The sequence below is a fragment of the Brevibacterium sp. FAM 27836 genome, from assembly GCF_051351055.1.
In the GTDB taxonomy this organism is placed as follows: Bacteria; Actinomycetota; Actinomycetes; order Actinomycetales; family Brevibacteriaceae; genus Brevibacterium.
In genome coordinates, this window is sequence record NZ_CP195711.1 from 1,582,665 (window position 1) to 1,604,133 (window position 21,469).

21 protein-coding genes are annotated in these 21,469 nt (G+C 63.9%); 7 read left to right on the forward strand and 14 right to left on the reverse strand.

Annotated elements, in window-relative coordinates; all coding sequences use genetic code 11:
• Positions 1-6: 6 nt before the first annotated feature.
• On the reverse strand, positions 7-1,641 hold the full coding sequence (locus ACSE4D_RS07160) for an aldehyde dehydrogenase (NADP(+)) (RefSeq protein WP_436326940.1): 1,635 nt from the start codon (positions 1,639-1,641) through the stop codon (positions 7-9).
• A 6-nt stretch (positions 1,642-1,647) separates the two neighbouring features.
• Entirely contained in the window at positions 1,648-2,595 is a 948-nt protein-coding gene (locus tag ACSE4D_RS07165; protein ID WP_436326941.1) for a 5-dehydro-4-deoxyglucarate dehydratase, read from the reverse strand.
• Between the two features lie 218 nt (positions 2,596-2,813).
• On the opposite strand from ACSE4D_RS07165, the gene ACSE4D_RS07170 reads away from it, so the two are divergent.
• Genes ACSE4D_RS07170 through ACSE4D_RS07180 form a run of 3 tightly spaced genes read left to right on the forward strand, consistent with a single transcriptional unit; the run spans position 2,814 to position 6,586 of the window.
• A complete protein-coding gene (locus ACSE4D_RS07170) occupies positions 2,814-3,938 on the forward strand; it encodes an L-talarate/galactarate dehydratase (protein WP_436326942.1) in 1,125 nt (374 codons plus the stop codon).
• 15 nt (positions 3,939-3,953) lie between these two features.
• Positions 3,954-5,234 (forward strand): glucarate dehydratase family protein, encoded by a 1,281-nt coding sequence (locus ACSE4D_RS07175; RefSeq protein WP_436326943.1) that lies wholly within the window; start codon positions 3,954-3,956, stop codon positions 5,232-5,234.
• Positions 5,235-5,266: 32 nt separating this feature from the next.
• On the forward strand, positions 5,267-6,586 hold the full coding sequence (locus ACSE4D_RS07180; protein WP_436326944.1) for an Nramp family divalent metal transporter: 1,320 nt from the start codon (positions 5,267-5,269) through the stop codon (positions 6,584-6,586).
• A 112-nt stretch (positions 6,587-6,698) separates the two neighbouring features.
• Here ACSE4D_RS07180 and ACSE4D_RS07185 read toward each other — a convergent pair whose 3' ends face one another.
• The 5 genes from ACSE4D_RS07185 to ACSE4D_RS07205 form a co-directional block, all read right to left on the reverse strand.
• The gene (locus ACSE4D_RS07185) at positions 6,699-7,634 is read right to left on the reverse strand and encodes an NAD(P)-dependent oxidoreductase (RefSeq protein WP_436326945.1); all 936 of its coding nucleotides are present in this window, start codon (positions 7,632-7,634) and stop codon (positions 6,699-6,701) included.
• Positions 7,635-7,728: 94 nt separating this feature from the next.
• The gene (locus ACSE4D_RS07190) at positions 7,729-8,124 is read right to left on the reverse strand and encodes a universal stress protein (protein ID WP_436326946.1); all 396 of its coding nucleotides are present in this window, start codon (positions 8,122-8,124) and stop codon (positions 7,729-7,731) included.
• Positions 8,121-9,635: a tripartite tricarboxylate transporter permease gene (locus ACSE4D_RS07195; RefSeq protein ID WP_436326947.1), complete on the reverse strand. Its 1,515-nt coding sequence runs from the start codon at positions 9,633-9,635 to the stop codon at positions 8,121-8,123. Before ACSE4D_RS07195 ends, ACSE4D_RS07190 begins: the two co-directional genes overlap by 4 nt.
• Before the next feature lie 13 nt (positions 9,636-9,648).
• The gene (locus tag ACSE4D_RS07200) at positions 9,649-10,194 is read right to left on the reverse strand and encodes a tripartite tricarboxylate transporter TctB family protein (RefSeq protein WP_436326948.1); all 546 of its coding nucleotides are present in this window, start codon (positions 10,192-10,194) and stop codon (positions 9,649-9,651) included.
• Positions 10,195-10,204: 10 nt separating this feature from the next.
• Positions 10,205-11,215: a Bug family tripartite tricarboxylate transporter substrate binding protein gene (locus ACSE4D_RS07205; RefSeq protein WP_436326949.1), complete on the reverse strand. Its 1,011-nt coding sequence runs from the start codon at positions 11,213-11,215 to the stop codon at positions 10,205-10,207.
• Between the two features lie 126 nt (positions 11,216-11,341).
• Here ACSE4D_RS07205 and ACSE4D_RS07210 point away from each other — a divergent pair, with 126 nt between their 5' ends.
• Positions 11,342-12,217 carry a LysR family transcriptional regulator gene (locus tag ACSE4D_RS07210; RefSeq protein ID WP_436326950.1) on the forward strand — a complete coding sequence of 292 codons (876 nt, stop codon included), beginning with the start codon at positions 11,342-11,344 and terminating at the stop codon, positions 12,215-12,217.
• Positions 12,218-12,291: 74 nt separating this feature from the next.
• Here the strand turns inward: ACSE4D_RS07210 and ACSE4D_RS07215 are convergent, their stop codons facing one another.
• The 4 genes from ACSE4D_RS07215 to ACSE4D_RS07230 form a co-directional block, all read right to left on the reverse strand.
• Positions 12,292-13,050 carry an HpcH/HpaI aldolase family protein gene (locus ACSE4D_RS07215; RefSeq protein WP_436326951.1) on the reverse strand — a complete coding sequence of 253 codons (759 nt, stop codon included), beginning with the start codon at positions 13,048-13,050 and terminating at the stop codon, positions 12,292-12,294.
• A gap of 139 nt (positions 13,051-13,189) precedes the next feature.
• Complete coding sequence (locus ACSE4D_RS07220) at positions 13,190-13,741, reverse strand: dihydrofolate reductase family protein (protein ID WP_436326952.1); 552 nt, start codon at positions 13,739-13,741, stop codon at positions 13,190-13,192.
• A 190-nt stretch (positions 13,742-13,931) separates the two neighbouring features.
• The gene (locus ACSE4D_RS07225) at positions 13,932-15,533 is read right to left on the reverse strand and encodes a GMC family oxidoreductase (RefSeq protein ID WP_436327123.1); all 1,602 of its coding nucleotides are present in this window, start codon (positions 15,531-15,533) and stop codon (positions 13,932-13,934) included.
• On the reverse strand, positions 15,533-16,111 hold the full coding sequence (locus tag ACSE4D_RS07230; protein WP_436326953.1) for a hypothetical protein: 579 nt from the start codon (positions 16,109-16,111) through the stop codon (positions 15,533-15,535). Before ACSE4D_RS07230 ends, ACSE4D_RS07225 begins: the two co-directional genes overlap by 1 nt.
• A 202-nt stretch (positions 16,112-16,313) precedes the next feature.
• On the opposite strand from ACSE4D_RS07230, the gene ACSE4D_RS07235 reads away from it, so the two are divergent.
• The 3 genes from ACSE4D_RS07235 to ACSE4D_RS07245 all read left to right on the forward strand — a co-directional run bounded on the left by ACSE4D_RS07235 (position 16,314) and on the right by ACSE4D_RS07245 (position 18,426).
• Positions 16,314-17,096 carry an IclR family transcriptional regulator gene (locus tag ACSE4D_RS07235; RefSeq protein ID WP_436326954.1) on the forward strand — a complete coding sequence of 261 codons (783 nt, stop codon included), beginning with the start codon at positions 16,314-16,316 and terminating at the stop codon, positions 17,094-17,096.
• A gap of 134 nt (positions 17,097-17,230) precedes the next feature.
• Positions 17,231-18,016: an SDR family oxidoreductase gene (locus ACSE4D_RS07240; RefSeq protein ID WP_436326955.1), complete on the forward strand. Its 786-nt coding sequence runs from the start codon at positions 17,231-17,233 to the stop codon at positions 18,014-18,016.
• 80 nt (positions 18,017-18,096) lie between these two features.
• Positions 18,097-18,426, forward strand: a complete 330-nt coding sequence (locus ACSE4D_RS07245; RefSeq protein ID WP_436326956.1) for a putative quinol monooxygenase — start codon at positions 18,097-18,099, stop codon at positions 18,424-18,426.
• A gap of 113 nt (positions 18,427-18,539) precedes the next feature.
• Here ACSE4D_RS07245 and ACSE4D_RS07250 read toward each other — a convergent pair whose 3' ends face one another.
• The 3 genes from ACSE4D_RS07250 to ACSE4D_RS07260 all read right to left on the reverse strand — a co-directional run bounded on the left by ACSE4D_RS07250 (position 18,540) and on the right by ACSE4D_RS07260 (position 21,464).
• Positions 18,540-19,043, reverse strand: a complete 504-nt coding sequence (locus ACSE4D_RS07250; RefSeq protein ID WP_436326957.1) for an NADPH-dependent FMN reductase — start codon at positions 19,041-19,043, stop codon at positions 18,540-18,542.
• Positions 19,044-19,202: 159 nt separating this feature from the next.
• The gene (locus tag ACSE4D_RS07255) at positions 19,203-19,928 is read right to left on the reverse strand and encodes a helix-turn-helix domain-containing protein (protein ID WP_436326958.1); all 726 of its coding nucleotides are present in this window, start codon (positions 19,926-19,928) and stop codon (positions 19,203-19,205) included.
• Between the two features lie 21 nt (positions 19,929-19,949).
• Positions 19,950-21,464 carry a tripartite tricarboxylate transporter permease gene (locus ACSE4D_RS07260; RefSeq protein WP_425119213.1) on the reverse strand — a complete coding sequence of 505 codons (1,515 nt, stop codon included), beginning with the start codon at positions 21,462-21,464 and terminating at the stop codon, positions 19,950-19,952.
• Between the last annotated feature and the right edge of the window lie 5 nt (positions 21,465-21,469).

Genomic DNA, 21,469 nt, shown 5'->3' on the forward strand with positions numbered 1-21,469 from the left:
CTCCTTTCATGAGGTGGCCGATCCCGCTCCGTTGAGGGCCGCACGCTCGTCCTCGTCCGGAGTCGTCACCACGCCGTCGATCATTCGCACGATCGACCACGGGTTGTCATCGACGACGGCTTCCGGCAGGAGTGCCGTCGGCACCGACTGGTAGCTGACAGGGCGGAGGAATCGGTCGATGGCAAGCGTGCCCACCGAGGTCGTCGCCGGCGCCGAGGTGGCCGGGAGCGGTCCGCCATGCACCATGGCGTATCCGACCTCGACCCCGGTGGGCCATCCGTTGAACAGGATCCGACCGCACAGATCCTCGAGAATCGGCAGCAGAACGCCTGCCGCTTCCGTATCAGCGTCGGTCGCGTGGATCGTCGTCGTCAGCTGCCCCTCGAGCCCTTCAAGGGTTGTGATCAGATCCTCGACTCCGTCATATCGCACCAACACGGAGGCGGCTCCGAAGATCTCCTCGCTCAACACCTCGTTCTCCCTCAACGCCGCCGACGAGGCGGTGAAGACGACCGGTGCGGGAGCATTGGCGCCCTCGCCCGCAGTGCCTACACCCACCGTGGACACGGTGTCATGCGCACCGAGCGCGGCCACGCCGCGCTCGAACGACTCGGCGATGGAAGGGGTGAGCATGGTCTGTCCGGTCTGTTCGGCGATCAGTTCCGCGACCGCCTCGGCGAAGGCATCACCGCCGGTGCCCTGTGGGACCAGCACAAGTCCGGGTGCAGTGCACAGCTGCCCGCTCGAACCCGTCAGGGAGGTGATGAATTGTTCGGCGAGCTCGCGAGCTCCGGTCCCGGTCAGTGCGCCGTCGAGCATGATCACGGGGTTGATCGAGCTCATCTCCGCGTAGACGGGGATGGGCACCTTCCGCGCCTGAGCCGTGGCTTGCAGGGCCAGACCGCCGGAACGGGAACCGGTGAAGCCGACCGCGGAGATGCGGGGGTCAGCCACGAGTTGCTGCCCCACCGATGCCCCGGAACCGAAGACGAGGGAGAAGACTCCGGGGTTGAGTCCGTGGGCGGCGACCGCCTCGGTGATGGCGCGCCCGACGATCTCCCCGGTCCCTGGGTGCGCATTGTGCGTCTTGACGATGACGGGGCATCCGGCGGCGAGCGCCGAGGCGGTGTCGCCCCCGGCGACGGAGAACGCGAGCGGGAAGTTGCTGGCACCGAAGACGACGACGGGGCCGACGGGGACTCGACGCTGTCGGATGTCGAGTCGCGGCATCGGCGTGCGCTCGGGCTGCGCGGGGTCGATCCGGGAACCGTGGAAATTCCCAGCTCGGACCACCTCAGCGAAGAGTCGTAGTTGTCCGACGGTCCGTCCGACCTCGCCGTTGAGCCGAGCCGACGGGAGCCCGGTCTCGGACATGGCTCGCTCTACGAGTGGTTCACGCACGGTCTCGATGTTCGCGGCGATGGTCTCGAGGAATTCGGCACGTTCGGTCGGGGTCGTCGCCCGGTAGCTCGAGAAGGCCTGCGCTGCAGCAGCGACGGCCTGCTCGACCTGTGATTCGTCGAGGAAGGAGTAGTCCGGTGTCAGTGACTGTCCGGTGCGCGGGTCGATGGCATTCGTCGTGATGCCGTTGCCGGTGACCGGGTTCCCTGCGATGAGGGAGAGTCCAGTGAGCTCGGTCATGGGTGGTCAGGCTCCGATCTTCACGTCGGTCTGCGGCTGGATCTGCGCAGCCGCAATGAGGTCTGTGAGGTCCGCGATGTCCTTCTCGCTGAGGTCATGCAACGGCGGACGGACCGGCCCGGCGTCGCGGCCGATGGCCTTGAGGCCGCCCTTGACGATCGAAACACCGTAGCCCTTGCCACGGTCGCGGATGTCGAGGTAGGGCAGGACGAAGCGGTTGAGCTTCTCGGTCACCGCATCACGATCCTGGGCACGGACGTCGGCGTAGAAGTCGAGGGCGAATTCGGGGACGAAGTTGAACATCGCCGAGGAGTAGGTGCTCATGCCCAGTTGCAGCAGCGGCAGGGCGAAGGTCTCGGCAGTCGGCAGTCCGCCGAGGTAGAAGAGGCGGTCGCGGTTCTTCGCATAGACCTTCGTCAGGTGTTCGATGTCCCCGATGGCGTCCTTGAAGCCGATGAAGTTCGCGTGGCTGTCGGCCAGCCGGGCGACGGTGTCGGCTTCGTAGATCGCGTTGGCCCGGTTGTAGACGATGACCCCGATGCTCGTAGCCCGGCAGATCGCGGACACATGCTCGTAGAGGCCGTCCTGATCGCATTCGGTGAGGTAGGGCGGGAGGACGAGGACACCCTCGGCTCCGGCCGCTTCGGCATCACGCACATTGCGGACGGCCTGGACGGTCGGTCCGCTTGCCGAGGCGAGGACGGGAACCTCGGGTCGCGAGGAGGCCACTGCAAGTTCGACGACCCGAGCCGCTTCTTCGGGGCCGAGGCTGAACCCCTCGCCGGTGCCACCGGCTGCGAAGAGCCCTGCGACGTCATAGCTGGACTGCCATTCGATGTGGCTTCGGTAGCCTTCTTCATTGAGGCTGAGATCGGCGTTGAACGCCGTCGCAGGGAACGAGAGCAGACCGTTCTTGAGATGGTCTGCCAGGTCCTGAGGAGAGAATTGGGCCATTGTGGTTCCTTTGCTGACTACTTCGATGGAGTGATTCGGAAGCGACTCTAGATCGCCGGGTGATGCCTGTCTAAGGCTCATTCGATATCGATTCATGCACTAAAGGTATTGGCCTACAGGCGCGAACACCGATGTTATTGACACGGCACACGCCTCACCTGAACCAGGCCGATGACCAGGTGAGAGCGACCTCGAATCGGCACGATCAAGGAGTTCCAATGGCGTATACCCCCGACGCGATCAAGACGATCACCCTGTCATCGATTCGATTGCCGTTGGAGGTGCCGATCTCCGATGCCAAGGTCTTCACCGGGCGGCAGAAGCCGATGACCGAGGTCGCAATGCTCTTCGCGGAGATCTCCACGACGGAGGGGCATACGGGAATCGGCTTCAGCTATTCGAAGCGCGGAGGCGGTCCCGCCCAGTACGCCCATGCGAAGGAGATCGCCGAGGCGGCCATCGGTGAGGATCCCAACGATATTGCGAAGCTCTACACGAAGCTGCTGTGGGCAGGCGCCTCGGTCGGACGGTCCGGCTTGGCGACTCAGGCGCTGGCCGCCATCGACATTGCCCTTTACGATCTCAAGTCGAAGCGAGCAGATCTCCCCCTGGCCAAGTTCCTCGGCAGCCACCGCGACTCCGTGCGCACGTACAACACCTCAGGCGGTTTCCTCAACGCCTCGATCGACGAGGTCAAGGAACGGGCCTCGCAGTCGCTGGCCGACGGCATCGGCGGCATCAAGATCAAGGTCGGCCTGCCCGACAGTGCAGAAGACATCCGCCGGGTGACTGCGGTGCGCGACCACATCGGCGATTCCCCACTGATGGTCGATGCCAACCAACAGTGGGACCGGGCGACAGCGCTGCGCATGGGCCGCACCCTCGACGAGCTCAGTCTGGTGTGGATCGAAGAACCCCTCGATGCCTATGACGTCGAAGGTCACGCTCGACTGACTCGGACGCTCGACACTCCGATCGCTACCGGCGAGATGCTCAGTTCGGTCGCCGAGCACAAGGCACTCATCGACGCCCGCGCCTGTGACATCGTGCAGCCCGATGCTCCACGCGTCGGCGGCATCACACAGTTCATGCGCCTGCTCACGCTTGCCGATGAGGCCGCTCTCGACATCGCCCCTCACTTCGCCATGGAGATCCACCTGCACCTCGCCGCGTGCTACCCGCGCGAGACCTGGGTCGAGCACTTCGATTGGCTCGATCCGCTCTTCAACGAACGCTTGGAGACCAAGGACGGCCGGATGATCGTCCCGGACCGTCCCGGCTTGGGCATCACCCTCAGCGGCCAAGCTCGCGCCTGGACCACCGACACCGTGACGATCAGCTGAAGGAACCAGATGACTATGACTTCTTCTCAAACCACACGCATCGTCGACATCCGCCTCACGCCGGTCGCGTTCGCCGATCCCCCACTGCTCAACGCCGTCGGTGTCCACGAACCATTCGCCATCCGCACGATCATCGAGGTCATTGATGATTCGGGCAGCTACGGTCTGGGTGAGACGTACGGCGATGAAGCGCATCAGAGACGGCTCAGCCTCGCTGCGGACATCCTCATCGGCACCGAGGTCTTCGACATCAACCGAGCGCGTGAAGCGGCCGAAGATGCGCTGGCAAGCGATTCCATCGCTGGTGGGCACGGAATGAGCGGGATGATCACCGACTCCTCGACTCTCGACCGGGTCTTCTCACCCTTCGAAGTCGCCCTCCTCGACCTACAGGGCAAGATCCTCGGAGTTCCGGTCTCAGATCTTCTTGGAGGTCGGGTGCGCGACCGCGTCGACTTCAGCGGTTACCTCTTCTACAAGTGGGCGGGTCACCCCGGTTACCCCGCCGACAGGTGGGGCGAAGCTCTGAGCCCCGCAGGGATCGTTCGGCAGGCAGAGACGATGATCGACAACTACGGCTTCACCGCGCTCAAACTCAAGGGCGGGGTCTATCCCCCGGACGAGGAGGCTGCGGCCATTGAGGCGCTTGCCGCGCGATTCCCCGACATATCGCTTCGAATCGACCCGAATGCGGCCTGGACGATCGAGACCTCGATACGCGTCGCCGAACGCCTCGACTCGACCCTCGAGTATCTCGAGGACCCGACTCCGGGCATCGAAGGCATGGCCAAGGTCCGCGCCGCCGCGAAAATGCCCTTGGCGACGAACATGTGTGTGGTCGCATTCGCGCAGCTGCCGGATGCGGTGTACGCAGGCAGCATCGATGTCATCCTCTCCGATCACCATTTCTGGGGCGGAATGCGCAGGTCGACCATGCTGGCGGGCATTGCCGAGACCTTTGGCATGTCATTGTCGATGCATTCGAATTCACATCTGGGCATCAGCCTTGCGGCCATGCTGCATCTGGCCGGAGCGACGAAGAACATCGACTATGCCTGCGACACCCATTGGCCCTGGAAGAACCCCGAAGACGACGTCATCGTCGGCAACCCTTTCCACTTCGACAACGGCAGTCTCGAAGTTCCCACCCTTCCCGGTCTCGGCGTCGAACTGGATCGCGACCGGCTTGCCACCCTGCACCAGCGATACCTCGACTGCGGCATCAGAAACCGCGATGACACCGGCTATATGCAGAAATTCGACCCCGACTACCAGGCCGTGGCACCCCGCTGGTGACAGCGGACGCCGCCGAAAGGAACCATTTCACCATGAGTGCGACTAGCGACGACGCTGCCAGCACAATCTATTCAGACGGCCCGACTGCAGCCGGGCCGAAACGACGCGGAATCTTGGGGAGCCTGCGCGAATTCGGACCCGGAATCATCGCCGTTCTCGCCATGATGGGCGCCGGCGATCTGGTCACCGCCTCGGTGTCGGGATCGAACTACGGATACAATCTCATGTGGCTGCTCGCAGCCTCCCTGCTCATCCGCTTCGTCATCGTCAACATCATGGGCCGCTATCAGGTCCTCAACCTCAAGAACCAGACGATCATCGAAGGCTACCGCGACGTCGCCCGGTGGTATCCCTGGGCGATCGGGATCGCAGCTCTCATCAGCGGACACCTGCTCAACGGGTACATGGTCCGCGGGGCCGGCGAAGCCTTAGCGAGGATCTTCACCGTCGGAGATCCTTTCCTGTGGTCATGCATCCTCGTCGTCGCGAGCATCTTCGTCATCGGAAAGAACGTCTACAAGACAATCGAAAGCATCATGAAGCTGCTGCTGGCCATGATGACAGTCGTTTTCCTCGGGCTCGCCATCTACAGCGTGCCCGATGTCGGCGAGATCGTCCGCGGAACCATCGGATTCGGCATCCCCGACAACACCGGAGCAATCGGTGTCTTCGCCGTTGCCCTCTCACTCATCGGCGCGGTCGCCGGTTCCATGGCGAACTTCCTCTACCCCTACTATGTTCGCGACAAGGGATGGAGGGGCGCCGGCTTCAAGAAGCTGCAGCGCAACGACATTCTGTTCGGGATATCCTCGGCGATCGTCATCAGCCTCTCCATCTGGGTCGTCGGTGCCGAGATCCTCCGTCCGAACGGCATCGAGGTCACCAACCTCGATGACATCTCCCAGGCGCTGTCGATTCACCTCGGCGCGGTCGGCGGGACGATCTTCTACCTCGGCGCCTTCGGCATCCTCTACAGCAGCGTCGTCGGCTTCGCCAACGGGTTTCCGAAGATCATCGTCGACTGCCTGCACATCATCAGGCCCAGCCGCCGGGAACGTTACGGCGATCACTTTGAGGATGACCCGAGCTTCAAATGGTTCAGTCTCTTCATCCTCGTCTCACCGATCATCTGGGCGTTCCCCGGGATGCCCGGGTTCGTCACGATGGCGGTCTTCGTCACGGGCCTCCAAGCCGTCGTTGTCCCGCTCGTCGCAATCGGGCTGCTCGTCCTCGCGAACAAGAAGAGCCATTTCGGAGAGAATCGCGCGAACATCTTCGAGAACATCATCCTGGTCCTCACCACTCTGCTGACGATCTGGGTGACTGTCCAAGTGGTCGTCGGCTGGGTGTAGAGCCGAGCCGGAAACCAACTGAGCCTCGACATCGATCCGACGATGTCGAGGCTCAGTCATGTCAAGGCCAAGTTGCGGCGAGACAACACGGTGGCTCTGCGCTGACGAATGTTCAATAGCTGCGATTCAGGTCGATCTCTGCCATCAGCTCGCGTCCGGCGGCGAAACGACGAAGATTCTCTTCGACGAAGGCGGCGAAGCTCTCCAGCATGCTGCTCTTCGGGGTGGCGATATGCGGCGTGATGAGTACATTGTCCATACTCCACAGCGGGTCCCCGGCCGACAACGGCTCGGAGTCGAAGACGTCCAGCCCCGCTCCGCCGACGGTTCCACCGCGCAGGGCATCTGTGAGGGCGGCTGTGTCGACGAGATCACCGCGGGCGATATTGACCAGAACTCCAGGCACGCCGCCACGCGGGTCAGAGCCGAGGGCCGCCAGCTGAGCTGGACCGATCAGTCGGTGTGTCTCGTCCGTCGAGGCGCCCGCCAGCACGGCATCATCGGCTGCAGCCAAGGCGTCGTTCAGGTTTCGAGAGGTCACGGTTGTCACCGCACCTTCGACCTCGCATCCCGAGCGATTGATGGCGATCACCCTCGCACCGTGCGCGTTGAGCAGCGGGATCATCGCCCGCCCGATCGAACCCGCGCCGACGATCGCGACGGTGCGGCCCCGCAATGAGCGAACCGTGGCCCATGTGTGGTCCCTCAGCCAGATATTCGCCCGAGCATGAAGCGTGAACTGCCGCAGACAGCCGAGGAGCAGAGCCACGGCGTGTTCGGCGACATGGTCGCTGTAGGCGCCGGCTGCGGACGTCCACGTCCGCCGGGAATCGACACAGCCCGAGGCGATCCACGGTCTGACTCCTGCGGACTTAAGTTGAACCCATTCGATGTTCGCCGGCAGTTCTCGTGGAAAGCCGGTCTGATCGGACCCCGTCCAGATCACTGCACGGGCATCGTCCAACGAGGTGACGGTGGCGTCAGCTGATTTCAGCGCGGCGTCAAGATCGGGCGTCGAGTTCGGCAGTACAGCCACTTTGAGAGACACATCAGCTCCGTAATCGGTTCGTTGCGACCGCATCCGCCGTCGCAGGCAAGAGACCGACACCAGCAGCGCTGGTGTCGGTCCGACGACGAGTCGCTCAGCTGACGGCCTTGACCGCCATGACAGGTGCCTCCGCCTGAAGCAGAATCCGCTGCGCTGAGGACCCCATGATGAATTTTCCAACCTGGGACCGTTTGCGCATGCCGATGACGATGAGGTCAACAGACCACGCGTCTGCCGCCTCGAGCAGAGAGTCGACAACATCGTCTTCGTGAGCGAGGGTGAAGGCTTCGACGTCGACTCCGGCGTCTTCGGCTCGCTTCTTCACCGCTTCGAGATCAGCGTCTTCTGCCACCGTGCCTTCGACCAGCGGGCCGCGTTTGCGTGAGTTCGCGATTCGCAGCTTCACGCCCCTCCAGCGGGCTTCCTTGATCGCTGCATCGACCGCGGCTTCCCCCGTCGGGGTTGGAACATATCCGACCAGAATGCTCATGACACGAGCTCCTTGCTCTTTGACTTGACCTTGGTGCGGCCGAGCATCTTCTGAATGATCGGCAGGAGGATGACGACCAGGAACACGAACAGCAGCGTGACCGTGATCGGACGGGTGAATACCTCGCCGAGGTTGCCCTCGAAGAGAATGAGCGAACGACGCACACTCGATTCGAGGAGTTCGGCCAGAACGAAAGCAAGGACGAGCGGTCCCGGCTCGAATCCGGCCTTCTTCATGAGGTACCCGATCACTCCGAAGAGAACGACGAGGCCCACATCGAAGACGGAGTTCTTGATCGTATACGCACCGATGAGAGTGATGAGCACTGTAATCGGGGCGAGGATCGCCGGTCTGACGCTGAGGATCTTGACGAAGACGCCGATCAGCGGAATCGCCATGATGAGAAGCAGGATGTTGCCGATGTACATCGAGTTGACGACGCCCCAGAACAGTTCGGGTTCGTCGGAAACCAAGAGCGGTCCCGGAGTGATCCCTTGGATGAGGAGAGCACCGAACATCAGTGCCATGGTGGCATTGGCAGGAATACCGAGGCTCAAGAGCGGAATGAACGATGACGTTGCTGCGGCATTGTTCGCAGACTCCGGCCCGGCGACGCCTTCGATAGCCCCCTTACCGAAGCGCGAAGGGTCTTTGGCGACCTTCTTTTCCACACCGTAGGCAGCCAGAGACGAGATCGTCGCTCCTCCGCCGGGCAGGATTCCCAGCAGGAAGCCGAGGATCGAGCCACGTCCGATCGCGGGAGCGGACTGCTTGAGTTCGCCTTTCGTCGGCCACACCCGTTTGGGCTTTTCGGGAGTGGCCATCGCCTTGTGTCGCTCCTCGAGGTTGTAGAGGATCTCACCAAGTCCGAACAATCCCATCGCCACTGTCACGAAGTCGATGCCGTCGCTGAGGCTGAGATTGTCGAAGGTGAACCGTTCGGTGCCTGTGAAGACGTCTCGACCGACCATCGCGAGGAATACGCCGATGGCGGCGGCGATGAGCGCCTTGACCTTGCTTCCGGAGCTGATCGTTGCGACCAGAGTGACACCGAGGAGGGACAAGGCCGCGTATTCGGGCGGGCCGAAATCGAGTGCGAAGCCAGCGATCAACGGGGCCAGGAACGTCAGACCGAGGATCGAAGCAGTCCCGCCGATGAATGATCCGACTGCCGCAACTCCGAGCGCCGCACCCGCACGGCCCTGTTTGGCCATTTGGAAGCCGTCGAAGACGGTGACGACAGAGCTCGCTTCCCCTGGGAGCCGGAGCAGCACCGAAGTGATCGTGCCGCCATACTGGGCACCGTAGAAGATGCCGGCAAGCATGATGATCGCAGTGACCGGCTCGATTCCAAAGGTCATCGGAAGAAGGATGGCCATCGTAGCGGCCGGGCCAAGCCCAGGCAGCACTCCGATGAGCATGCCGACGAGAACGCCGATGAAGCAGTACAGAAGGTTTCCGGGCTCGAGGACGGTGCCGAACCCCTCGAGGACCGGTGTGAATATGTCCATTGGTTCGTCCCCCTCAGAAGAGATGTGGCAGCTGTGTTCGCAGCGCCACAACGAAGATGAGATAGAAGGCTGCGACGGTCAGAGTCGAGTAGAGGATGGCTGACCGCCAGGATTCGCCGCCCAACCACTTCATCCACACGAAGGACAGAAGCAGAGCGGGAATCTCGAATCCGACCAGAGGAAGCACAGTGACGAAAGCCAGAAGACTGATGACTCCCCAGACGACCGTGGCCGAATAGCGACTGAACTTCTCACCATCGCCTCCCCGACGACCCAGAACGATCTGGGCCGCCGAGAGGATCGCGGTGATCAACGAGACGACGAACGGGAAGAATCCCGGGGCGGGGTCTGTCAGGCTCCCGAGGGAGAGGTTCCAGGACAGCACCATCCCAGCGATGCCGAAAGCCAGAGTCAGAGCACACGCGACGAGGTTGGCGATGCCCCCAGCGGGTTCCGGTGCCTCTTCCTCCCACAGCGCCAGGAGCTCTTCGGGGGTCTCGGCGTCATCGCTGATGGCCTCGATCTCGGTCCGCGGCTCGCTGTCTTCGGGTTTTTGCACGGCAACTCGATCAGTCGGCGAGATCGATGTCATATTCATCAACCAGCTTCTTGTAGCGATCGGCCAGGTCGGACCACTCGGCGGCGATCTCATCGCCGGGCATCTCCGTCGGCGTCAGCAGGTTCTTCTCATTGAATTCCTTGTAGGTGTCCGTTTTGAACGTCGCCTTGAAGGATTTTTCGAGCCGTTCGACGACCGCATCGGGCGTACCCTTCGGCGCCACGACCGCACGGTACTGCGACACCGGAATGTCGTAGCCTTCTTCTGTTGCCGTCGGAACGTCCTTGAGGAACTTGTTCCGCTCTTCGGAGAAGACCATGATCGGCACGAGCTTGCCTGCGTCGATGTGAGGCTTCGCCTCACCGAGCTGAACTGTGGAGACATTCACCTGATTGCCGAGGGTCGCCGTCACCGCTGGGGCACCGGAGTCGAATGGAACTTCCTTGAAGTCGGTGTCGATCTGAGCCAACAGGAGGCTCTGGGCTAGCTGTGAGCCGGTCCCGACGCCTGCGGTGCCGAAGGAGAGCTTCTTCTTGCTCTTCTTGATGTCATCGACGTTCTTCACCTCGGCATCCGGGTTGGCCACCATGACATAGTCATCCTGCGATACACCGGTGATGACCTCGAAGTCGTCAATGCTGACTGCCTCGTCTTCACCGACGGCTAGCGGAGTGATCGTGATGAGTGAAGCATTGAGCGTCGCGAGATTGTAGCCGTCCGGCTTGGCCGCCTGAACTTCCTTGGCTGCCAGCGTTCCGTTGGCACCGGGTTTGTTGATCACCGGCATGGCCTGTCCGATGTCGGACGAGGCACCATCCGCCAGTGCACGTGCGATGAGGTCCGTGGATCCTCCTGCTGCGGCTCCGACAGTGATGGAGACTTCCTTCGTCGGAAAATCCTCTTCACCGCCGCCGCCCGCGGCGACATTGCCGCCACAGGCAGACAGCGTGAGGGCCACGACGGACCCGAGGGCCAGCGGCCCGACAACTCGTTTGGAGATGTTCTGCATTTCCTGGTCCATTCCTTCTCGGCTCGGTCGACACCCCTGCGTATCTGTTGAGCGCTTCTGTTTGAGCCTAGGAATTACCAATAATATTGTCTATGTTGATATCTGCATGAAGTGATGCTCGAAAGGTATTGTGCTTCCATGTACACATTGGACCAGGTGCGGTGCTTCGTCGCGGTCGCCGAACACCTTCACTTCGGTAAGGCGGCCGGGGCCCTGTCGATGACGCAGCCGCCTCTGAGCCGGCAGATTCAGAAGCTCGAGCGGTTCGTCGGCGTCGACCTGCTCGACCGAGACAACAAGCGCGTCACCCTGACTGCGGCGGGAGAGGCGTTCCTCGACAATGCACAGGTGCTATTGGCCATGGCCGATCGGGCACCGCAGGATGCACGGCGTATCGCCTCTGGTCAATGGGGGCGCCTGAGCATCGGCTTCACAGCCGCCAGCGGGTTCGGCATCCTCGGCAGCCTGGTCACGGCCATTGAGGAGAATTTCCCTGGCATCGACCTCGACCTCTACGAAATGGTCACGGGCGAACAGCTGGAGAATCTCGCCGAGGGCCGCATCGACCTCGGTCTGGGCCGGTCGGACACGACACCGACATTCATCGACTCGGAGCTGTTGCTTGCCGAACGACTCATACTGGCGATCCCCGAGGGCCACCCCCTCCTGGAACTGGATCGCCCGCTGCGCAAGGACGACGTGACCGGCGAGTCCTTGATCATGCACTCGCCAACGAAGGCGACTTCGTTCTATGACCTCATCATCCGACATTTTCCAATCGACCATCACATGGTCAAGCATTCGATCAGCCAAGTGCTCACGATGATCAATCTCGTCGCTGACAATCACGGGCTCGCATTCGTCCCCGAATCAGCTTCTCTGGTCAGCGTGCCGGGAGTCCATTTCAAGGCGTTCGGAGACCTCAGCGAAGAAATCGTTGAGCTCAAAGCCATGTGGAACGCCCAATCGAAGAACCCCGCTCTGCAGCAGGTCGTCTCTCTCCTGCGATCCTGACCCTAATTGCTACTTGACGGCGGCCCAGCAACCTTGCGCGAGGTTGCTGGGCCGCCGTCAAGTAGCAATTAGGGTCAGTTGCGGGCGGCTGCCAGGTCCTCCCGCAGCGCTCGGCCAGCCGCGCCGATGTCGCCGGCCGAGGTGATGAAGCGGAAACCCTGGTCCTTGCGCAGCTTGGCTTCCGCGCCGTCGCCGCAATGGATTCCCGGAATCACCCCGGCGGCATCGGCGGCTGTGCGGATCCGCACGAGCGCCTCGGCGTGGGCATCATTCGGCTGTCCGGGCAGGGCACCGACGGCGAACGCAAGATCGGCCGGACCGACGTAGACCCCGTCAACACCGGGCACGGCGCAGATGTCCTCGACCGCGGCCAGGCCCTGCTTGTTCTCGATCATGACGAACAGCAGCGGCCGCTCATCCCGGGTGTCCTGCACGGCATCGTGCATGATCTCGGCCGTCGGGCCCCACGAGCGATCGCCCCCGCGGCTGGGATAGTCAAGCGCGGCCACGGCCTGCTTCGCCTCAGCCACAGACGACACCAACGGCACGATGATCGCTTCGACGCCAGCGTCGGCGAGCGCCCCGATCTCGGTGAACCGGTTCGCCGCGACCCGCGCGGTCACGAGCGCGGGCCCGCTGGCGCGCACGGCATCGGTCAGTCGCAGGACGTCGGTGGGGCGGACAAGACCGTGCTGCAGGTCGAGGCAGACATAGTCGAAGCCGGCCGCCGACCCGATCTTCGCCAGCTCCGGGCTCGTCGACATCATCCACACTCCGTTGTAGATCTCCCCCGCGTGCAGGCGGGCCCGATGATTCTCAATCGCAGCAGTCATGACTGCATCGAATCACGGAACCGTCCGCCGGCACCAGAGGTGCCCGATATCCGGATGAACCTCGCCGAGGCGGCCGTGCCCGTCCGCACGGAACCTCAGTCCGCCTCGGCGCAGGGAATCGCTCGGGCCGACGACCTGGTCAGCCGTCCTCGCGGAGGGGACCGACGACCCGGTGGCGCGCGATGACGAAGGGGTCGCTGTGTCCGACTTCGATGAGTTCGAGGTCGAGGCGGCGCGGCAGCAGCGGACGGCCCTTGCCGAGCACGACGGGAGCCGTCCAGGTGATGATCTCGTCGAGGAATCCCTCGTCGGCGAACTGTCCGGCGAGGTCACCGCCGCCCATCACCCACAGATCGCGGTCGCCGGTGGCCGTGCACATTTCGAAGTAGCGGTCGGAGACTGAGCCCTTCGCGAACCGGATGTCGGGCTTCTTCCCGTCCTCCCCGGCTTCCGGAAGTGGGAGCTTCCGATGGGTCATCACCCAGGCGGGAACGCTGTAGGGCCAGGGCCCGTCGAGGTTGCGCAGCAGCCATTCGTAGGTTGTGGCACCCATGACGATCGCGCCGACGCCGTCGATGAACCCATCGTCGGGCGGCTCTTCAGTCTGACGCAGCAGCCATTCGAGCGAGTCCTCGGGATCGGCGATGAACCCGTCGAGGGTGGTCGCGGTGTAGTAGACGGTGCGTGGCACGTGCTGCCTCCTTCTGCTCCCGCCGCCGGTCCCGTGATCGGGGATCTGCATCGGCAGGTGTCGATGTCTCTCGACTGCATCCTATTGTGCAGACACCCGAACCGACGCACGCACCGAGGTGGCCCCTCTTTCGACGGGCCACCTCGGTGCCGCAGGGGACGAAGTTCGCAACCTCAGCGCTGCCGGGTCCTCACAGCTGCTGGGTGCGCAGCTGCTCGGCGATGTACTCGGCCTGCCGGATGGCGAGCGCGACGATCGTCAGCGTCGGGTTCGCCGCCGCACCGGTGGTAAAGACGGAACCGTCGGAGATGAAGAGGTTCTTCACGTCGTGGGTTCGACCCCACTTGTCGACCACGCCGTCCTCGGGCCGTTCGCTCATCCGAGCTGTGCCGAGGTTGTGCGTCGACGGGTAGGGCGGCGTGTGATGCGAGGTCGTCGCCCCCACCGCTTCGTAGACACGCTGCCCGGCCGCATAGGCGTGCTTGCGCATCGCCAGGTCGTTGGCGTGGTCGTCGTAGTGCACATTCGGCACCGGCAGACCGTATTGATCCTTGACCGTCGTGTTGAGCGTGATCCGGTTCGACTCCTGAGGCATGTCCTCTCCGACGATCCACATGCCGGCGGTGTTGAGGTAGCGGTCGAGCAGGGCCGCGAAGTCCGGACCCCAACCGCCGGGTTCGACGAAGGAGGCCATGAACGCCGGTCCCAGCGAGATCGTCTGCATGTAGTAGCCGCCGGAGAACCCGCGGTCGGGGTCGTGGATGGACTCGTCGGCGATGACTCCGGCCATCGTCTCACCGCGGTACATCCGCACCGGTTTGTCGAAGTGGCCCCAGACCGTTCCCGTGAGGTGGCGCATGTAGTTCCGGCCCACCTGTCCGGAGGAGTTCGCCAGCCCGTCGGGGAAGCTCGGCGTCCCGGACAGCAGGAGCAGCCTCGGCGTCTCGATCGAGTTGCCGGCCAGGCACACGAGTCTTGCCGCCTGCCGATGGAGGTTGCCGTCCTTGTCGAGGTAGAGGACGGCGTCGGCGCTGCCCTGCGAATCGTGGGTGATCTGCACGGCCTGGGACTCCGGCCGCAGATCGAGCAGCCCGGTCTCGGCCGCACGCGGGATCTCCCGGACGAGGGTCGACCACTTCGATCTGTTCTTATCGCCCTGGAAGTTGAAGCCGTCCTGGATCGACGCGGGCCGGCCGTCGTATTCTTCGGCGTTCGTCGCGTAGGGGCCGGTGGCATAGAACCTGTAGCCGACCTCCTTCGCGCCGTTGGCGAAGACCTTGTAGTTGTTGTTCGCCGGCAACGGCGGTCTGCCCTGGACATGAGTCGATCCCAGCGCCTTCTCGGCGCGGTCGTAGTAGGGCTCCATCTCCTCGAGCGTGATCGGCCAGTCGAGGAGGTTCGCGCCCTCGACTCGACCATAGACGCTGCGGGCTCTGAACTCGTGGTTCTTCAGCCTCGGCGTCGCTCCCGACCAGTGGGTCGTCGTGCCGCCGACGGCCTTGACGATCCAGGCGGGAAGGTTCGGGAAGTCTTGGGCCACCCGCCATGATCCCGTCGTCGTCCGCGGGTCGAGCCAGGCCATCTGGTTGAAGGCCTCCCACTCGTTGTTGACGTAGTCCTCGTGCTGCAGATACGGACCGGCTTCGAGGACGACGACGGGGATGCCCTTGGCGGTGAGCTCATAGGCCAGCGTTCCTCCGCCGGCCCCGGAGCCGATGATGACCACGGCCTCCTCGTCGGTATCGATGCTGTGTCCGGTCACGCTGCGTCCTGCCTGCGGGTTTGCGGGCATCATTTCTTCACCTTCCCCATGTCGGCACGCTGGGGTGCGGGCTGATTCGTCGAAGTGTCTTCGGCCAGGGCCGTCGCTGGCAGGTTCGCCAACGCGCCGTCGCCGAGTTCGGGCAGCGGTTCGTCTTCGGGATAGACGATGCGCGGCTCCGGCAGCCAATCGAGGTCGTCGAAGCCGCGGTTGATGTATCCGCCCTTGTCGAATGAGGGTCCTTCGTAACCGAGGGTCTCCCATACCTCGACGTCGTCGTAGAGGTTGAGGACGGCCGTGCGGCGGACGAAGCCGAAGAACTCGGTGCTTTCGACCCTCCTGAGCACCTTGAGCGCGGCATCGTCGTCGAGTCCGCAGAAGTCGCCGTCGGAGAGCTGGTCGAGTGAGAGGAGCCCTTGGATGAGTGCGACACGGAACCAGGTCTCTTCATCGGCGGCGACGAGGATCGTGTCCGCGGTGCGCTCATAGGGTCCGTCGGGGAAGTCGGCATGCGGAAACGCCACACGCAGCACGCGGATGAGCGTCTGCTTCGCCTCATCGGTCATCTCCATCGCATTGAGCGATGGATATTTTGCAGGGAATGCCATCGGATGCTCCTTTGCTCCAGTTCCGTCCGTCATCGGGGTGCGAGGGAGTCTGCTCCCCTTCGGCCCCCGACCTGCTACCAGCAACCTATGTGAAGCAGAACACAATGGACTATCCTCATTCTCACGACATGAAAAAGACGCTCGCAGTGGTTGGGACCCAGTTCCTCGGACCGCGGGCGCGGCGGTCAAGACAGGAGACTGTGTGTCCAACAGCGCCGTGATCCAAAGAACGTTCTCCGTCCTCGAGGCGGTGGCCGCTTCGGGCAGTGCCGCCGCGAAGACCGTGTCCTCTCGTCTCGAGATTCCTCTGCCGACCGTCTATCGTCTGCTCAACGAGCTCGCCGCTGCCGGTTACCTCGTCTACCTCCAGGAGTCCAAACGGTTCGAACTCGGACCCAAGTGCTTCGAGCTCGGGCTCTCGTTCCAACAGCGCCTCGTCGCTCCGTTCCCGATCCGTCAGATCACCGACCAACTCCACCGGGCCCTGGGCACCGCCGCCTACTTCGCGATCTACCGTGGCTCGGACATCATCCTCACCTACTGCTCCGACTGCGAGAAGCATCCGCGCCTGCGGCCGCTTCGCTTCGGGTTCCACGAGGCGGCCCACGCCACGGCCTTCGGCAAGATCCTCTTGGCAGCCATGCCCGAACCACAACGCACCGACTACCTCGAGGCGCGCGGGATGAAGGTGCTCACCCCGCAGACGATGATCCACCGCGAGGCCCTCGACCCCCACCTCACCGAGGTGGCCACCCGCGGCATCGCATGGGAGCACGAGGAGTTCCTGCCCCGACAGACCTGCGCAGCCGTGCCGGTGCGCAACGGCACTGGAATGCAGGTCGGGGCGATCGCGGTGAGCACCCCGTCGTCGAAGGCGACCGGCCGGACGAAGGAGATCGAATCGACCCTGCGCGAACACGCCGGCCTGTGCTCGAGCTACCTGCGCGGCGGCTCGGTCACCGTGCCCGCGGCCGAACACGCCTGACCCCCGCCGCGCACCTCTGACCCTCATCGGATCGATGCCTGATTATCGCGACATGAGAAGAACAGTGTCCTCCCGTCGCCGAGTCTGCTGAGAATGATCGTGCTCACTCACAGTGGAGAACTCAAGGAGGAGACATGGGCACAACCAACAGCGTCGCAGTGGTCACGGGATCTGCGCGAGGCATCGGCCAGGGCATTGCACAGCGACTCGGAGCCGACGGCCATCACGTCATCGTCGCTGACCTGCCGAGCATGCAGGACGGGGTCGCGGAGACCGTCGGCACGATCGAGAAGGCGGGAGGGAAGGCCACCGGTGCCGAGGTGGACGTCACGGACGAGGACTCGCTGAGCCGCCTCGTCGAGGTTGCGGTGGAAGCCGGAGGCAAACTCGACGTCTTCGTCGCCAACGCCGGAATCGCCCAGGTGGAGCCGCTCATCGACTATTCGAAGGCCGACTTCGAGAAGATCGTCGACGTCAACCTCACCGGAGTGTTCCTGTCCTATCAGGCGGCCGCGAAGCAGATGATCAAGCAGGGCAACGGCGGCAAGATCATCGGTGCCGCCTCAATCGTCGCCTTCCGCCCCTTCGCTCTGCTCTCGCCCTATTCGGCGACGAAGTGGGCCGTGCGCGGGCTCACCCAGGGAGCGGCGATGGAGTGGGCCAAGCACGGCATCACCGTCAACGCCTACGGCCCCGGAATCGTCGGCACCGCAATGTGGGACCTCATCGATGAGAAGCTCGCCGCCGAGGAGGGGCTGGCCAGAGGTGAGGCGATCAAGAAATATGCCGGTGACATCCTCATGGGCCGGGTCTCCGTGCCCGAGGACGTGGCCAATCTCGTCTCGTTCCTCGCCGGCGAGGACTCCGACTACATCACCGGCCAGACCATGCTCGTCGACGGCGGAATGCAGTTCTCGTAGACTCCCCCGCCGCGCCGGTGCCGGAAACCATCGAGCCCAGAACCGCAGCAGAACCCGTCCGAAGAGAGAAGGAAGAAGCCATGATCTTCATCGTCGTGAAGTTCCCCGTCAAACCCGAGATGGCCGAGCAGTGGCCCGAGCTGACCCGCACCTTCACCGAGGCGACCCGTGCCGAACCCGGCAACAAATGGTTCGACTGGTCGCGCAGCCTCGATGACCCGAACGAATACGTCCTCGTCGAAGCCTTCGACGATGACGCCGCCGAGGCACATGTGAAGTCCGATCATTTCCAGGCCGCGATCGCCGAGGGCGGACCGATGCACAGTGCCTTGGCCGCGACCCCGAAGATCATCTCCCGTCAGATCGACGGCGACGGCTGGGATGCCATGGGTGAGATGCAGATCGACTGAACCTCACCGAGGTGAGCCATCCAGAGGGGAGGGCGCCGCTCAACACAGCGGCCCACCCTCACCGAGGTGGCCGTGCGGGTCCGCTGATGCGTTCGGCGGGCCCGCACGCTGCGTCAACCGTGCTGTGGCAGGTACACCTTCTGGCGTGCGATCCAGTCGTCGAGGATTGCCCCACGCTCGTCGAACTTCGCCGTCGGGAAAGCGAGTCCTTTCGTCGGCACGCTCGCACCGAGTTCGACGAGGAGGGGCCGCAGCGTCGTTTCGACGGCCAGGGTGTGCGCCGGGGACCCGATCGTGAACACCGGGATCGCGGTCAGTCCGTGCAGGCCGTCAGCGTCGTACCGGTCGAGGAATGCTTTGAGCAGTCCGGTGTAGCTGGCTTTGTACGTCGGTGTGGCGATGACCGCATAGTCGGCAGTGGCCAGACGTTGGGTGAGCGTGTCGAGGCGGTCGGACTTCCATGCGAAGATCTCGTCGGTCACCTCGGCGAGTTCGATGGTTTCGTCGATCTCGGATCCGGTGATCTCGGCGATGTTGGCGGCGAGGTCTTCGGCCACTTGGCGGGTCCGCGATGTGGGGCTCGGGTTGCCGACGACGACGGCGATGCGGGTGGTCATATGGGGTTCTCCCGTTCGGCGTTGTGTGATCTCCACGGTGCCGGCGTGTGGCGGCTCCGATGCTGCTCACACTATTCCGCCTCGGCAGCTGACGGCCGGGTGTTCGACGCATCTCTTCATTCCGTCCACCCCGACCTGCGCGACGAGGTCTTCTGCGCCCTACTCCCCCGCCTGTTTCTTCGCGCCCAGGGCCAGGCGGGCGATATCGCGCAGCACTCCGAGCTCTTCGCTGCCGTCGAGGAGTGCGCGCAGCTCGACGGCCGCCTGCGACAGCAGGGTGCGGTAGGTGCCGGCGACGTTCTCCGGCTCCCGGGTCAGCGGGTAGGACACGCAGATCGCGAGCACGACCGCTCCGACCGTGAACGCCACACTCGCCGAGGCGGTGCCGGCCACCCGCGCCTGCTTCGTCGCGTAGAACTCGGCCGGGTTGCCCGGTCCGCACAGCGCCAGCGCGGCCGAACCGCCGTCGACGAGCGAGAGGACGGTGCCGACTCCGCGGGAGACCCGCAGCTCCTGGTCGGCTTCGACGTTGCGCACGCACACCCGGTCTTCACCAACGCGGATCCACAGCTGCACGGACTCGCCGGTCATCGACCGCAGATGTTCGAGCACCGAGTTCGTCGTGGCGATGCTGCGCCGTCCCGGGAACGGCCCCAGACGCAGGGTGCCCGAGGTGTCACGGACGATGAACCGGTGGGTGCGCAGATCGGCCAGCAGCCGGTAGGTCGTCGATTTCGAATAGCCGAGCCGGCGACACACCTCGGCGGCGGTCATCGGTTCGTCCTGGAGCGCGGTGAGGATCGCGGCACTGCGGTCGAGGACGCCGACCTCCGCGGTCGGGGACTGTGCCGCACGCCCGGCGCTGCTCTGTGTTGAACTCTTCATCGAACTCGTCACTTGTGCTCCTCAGGCCATCGTCACATCGGCGAGCAGCTTGCGCCGGCTCACCCACCAGCGGAAGAGGACCGGTCCGACGATCCCCAACACCATGAGGATGATGATCGACAGTGAGATCGGTCGGGTGACCAGCGGGGCGAACGATCCCCCGGAGATCTGGAGCATCCGGCGGAAGTTGTCTTCGAGCAGCGGAACGAGCACGAGGGCGAGGATCGCCGGCGCCAGGGGGATGCCGCCCTTCTCCATGAGGTAGCCGATGACGCCGAAGATGCCGAGCATCATGAGTCCGAAGAGGCTGAACTCGATGGCGTAGGCACCGATGACGACGAGCACGAGGATCGCCGAGAACAGGATCTCCTTGGGCATCTTCAGCAGCTTGACGAAGACACCGACCAGCGGCAGGTTGAGGATGATGAGCGCGATGTTGCCGATGTACATGCTCGCGATGATCGTCCAGATCAGCCCGGTCTCGTCGCGGAAGATCAGCGGTCCCGGCTGCAGGCCGTACATCGTGAACACGAACAGCAGCAGTGCTGTGGTCGCCGATCCGGGGATGCCGAGGCTGAACAGCGGAATCATCGCACCGCCGACGCCGGCATTGTTCGCCGCTTCGGGACCGGCCACGCCTTCGATGGCGCCGTGACCGAATTCGTCCTTCCGCTTCGAGATGCGCTTCTCCATGATGTAGGACATGAAGGATGCCAGGGACGGCCCGACGCCGGGCAGGATGCCGATGATGAAGCCGAGCACTGATCCGCGCGCCCACGGTCCGGCCGATCGCTGCCAGTCCTGTTTCGTCATCCACTTGTCGTCGCCGAAGCTCTGGATCTCATCCTTCGCCCCGCGTCCGAGCGCGAGGTTGCGGATCGCCTCGGGGATGGCGAAGAGGGCCATTGCGAAGATCGTGAAGTCGACCCCGTCGGAGAGCAGGTCGATGCCGAAGGTCTGCCGGGGCAGCCCGGTCTGGAAGTCGAGGCCGATGAGCCCGACGGCCAGACCGATGAAGATCGAGATGAGCGCCTTGGTCCGCGAGCCCGCCGACATCGTCGACGCCAGCAGCAGAGCCGTGGCCATGAGCAGGAAGTACTCGGTGGCGCCGAAGACGCTCGCGAGCTTGACGAGCACGGGCGACAGGAACGTCAGCCCGATGATCGCCAGCGTCCCGGCGAGGAACGACCCGATCGCCGCGGTCGCCAGGGCCGCTTTGCCGCGACCTCGGCGAGCCATCGCGTAGCCTTCGATCGCGGTCACCGCGCTGGCCACCTCACCGGGGGTTTTGATGAGTGTGGCGGTGATCGAACCGCCGTACATCGAACCGTAGTAGATGCCGCAGAGCAGGATGAGCCCGTGCACGGGCTCCATCCCGAAGGACACCGGGATGAGGATCGCGATCGCCGAGATCGGGCCGATGCCCGGCAGGACGCCGACGACGGTTCCGAGCAGCACGCCGAGGAGGGCGAAGGCGAGGCTGGCCGGCTCCAGCGCCGAGGCGAATCCGCCTCCCAGATCGATGAGAGTATCCATGTCCG

Bases quoted from the DNA above. Each gene is read 5' to 3' on its own strand.
- ACSE4D_RS07225 (WP_436327123.1), bottom strand. From the start codon at position 15,533: ATGCCCGCAAACCCGCAGGCAGGACGCAGCGTGACCGGACACAGCATC.
- ACSE4D_RS07160 (WP_436326940.1), bottom strand. From the start codon at position 1,641: ATGACCGAGCTCACTGGACTCTCCCTCATCGCAGGGAACCCGGTCACC.
- ACSE4D_RS07170 (WP_436326942.1), top strand. From the start codon at position 2,814: ATGGCGTATACCCCCGACGCGATCAAGACGATCACCCTGTCATCGATT.
- ACSE4D_RS07205 (WP_436326949.1), bottom strand. From the start codon at position 11,215: ATGGACCAGGAAATGCAGAACATCTCCAAACGAGTTGTCGGGCCGCTG.
- ACSE4D_RS07165 (WP_436326941.1), bottom strand. From the start codon at position 2,595: ATGGCCCAATTCTCTCCTCAGGACCTGGCAGACCATCTCAAGAACGGT.
- ACSE4D_RS07260 (WP_425119213.1), bottom strand. From the start codon at position 21,464: ATGGATACTCTCATCGATCTGGGAGGCGGATTCGCCTCGGCGCTGGAG.
- ACSE4D_RS07215 (WP_436326951.1), bottom strand. From the start codon at position 13,050: ATGACTGCTGCGATTGAGAATCATCGGGCCCGCCTGCACGCGGGGGAG.
- ACSE4D_RS07175 (WP_436326943.1), top strand. From the start codon at position 3,954: ATGACTTCTTCTCAAACCACACGCATCGTCGACATCCGCCTCACGCCG.
- ACSE4D_RS07240 (WP_436326955.1), top strand. From the start codon at position 17,231: ATGGGCACAACCAACAGCGTCGCAGTGGTCACGGGATCTGCGCGAGGC.
- ACSE4D_RS07195 (WP_436326947.1), bottom strand. From the start codon at position 9,635: ATGGACATATTCACACCGGTCCTCGAGGGGTTCGGCACCGTCCTCGAG.
- ACSE4D_RS07255 (WP_436326958.1), bottom strand. From the start codon at position 19,928: ATGAAGAGTTCAACACAGAGCAGCGCCGGGCGTGCGGCACAGTCCCCG.
- ACSE4D_RS07230 (WP_436326953.1), bottom strand. From the start codon at position 16,111: ATGGCATTCCCTGCAAAATATCCATCGCTCAATGCGATGGAGATGACC.
- ACSE4D_RS07180 (WP_436326944.1), top strand. From the start codon at position 5,267: ATGAGTGCGACTAGCGACGACGCTGCCAGCACAATCTATTCAGACGGC.
- ACSE4D_RS07250 (WP_436326957.1), bottom strand. From the start codon at position 19,043: ATGACCACCCGCATCGCCGTCGTCGTCGGCAACCCGAGCCCCACATCG.
- ACSE4D_RS07245 (WP_436326956.1), top strand. From the start codon at position 18,097: ATGATCTTCATCGTCGTGAAGTTCCCCGTCAAACCCGAGATGGCCGAG.
- ACSE4D_RS07210 (WP_436326950.1), top strand. From the start codon at position 11,342: ATGTACACATTGGACCAGGTGCGGTGCTTCGTCGCGGTCGCCGAACAC.
- ACSE4D_RS07190 (WP_436326946.1), bottom strand. From the start codon at position 8,124: ATGAGCATTCTGGTCGGATATGTTCCAACCCCGACGGGGGAAGCCGCG.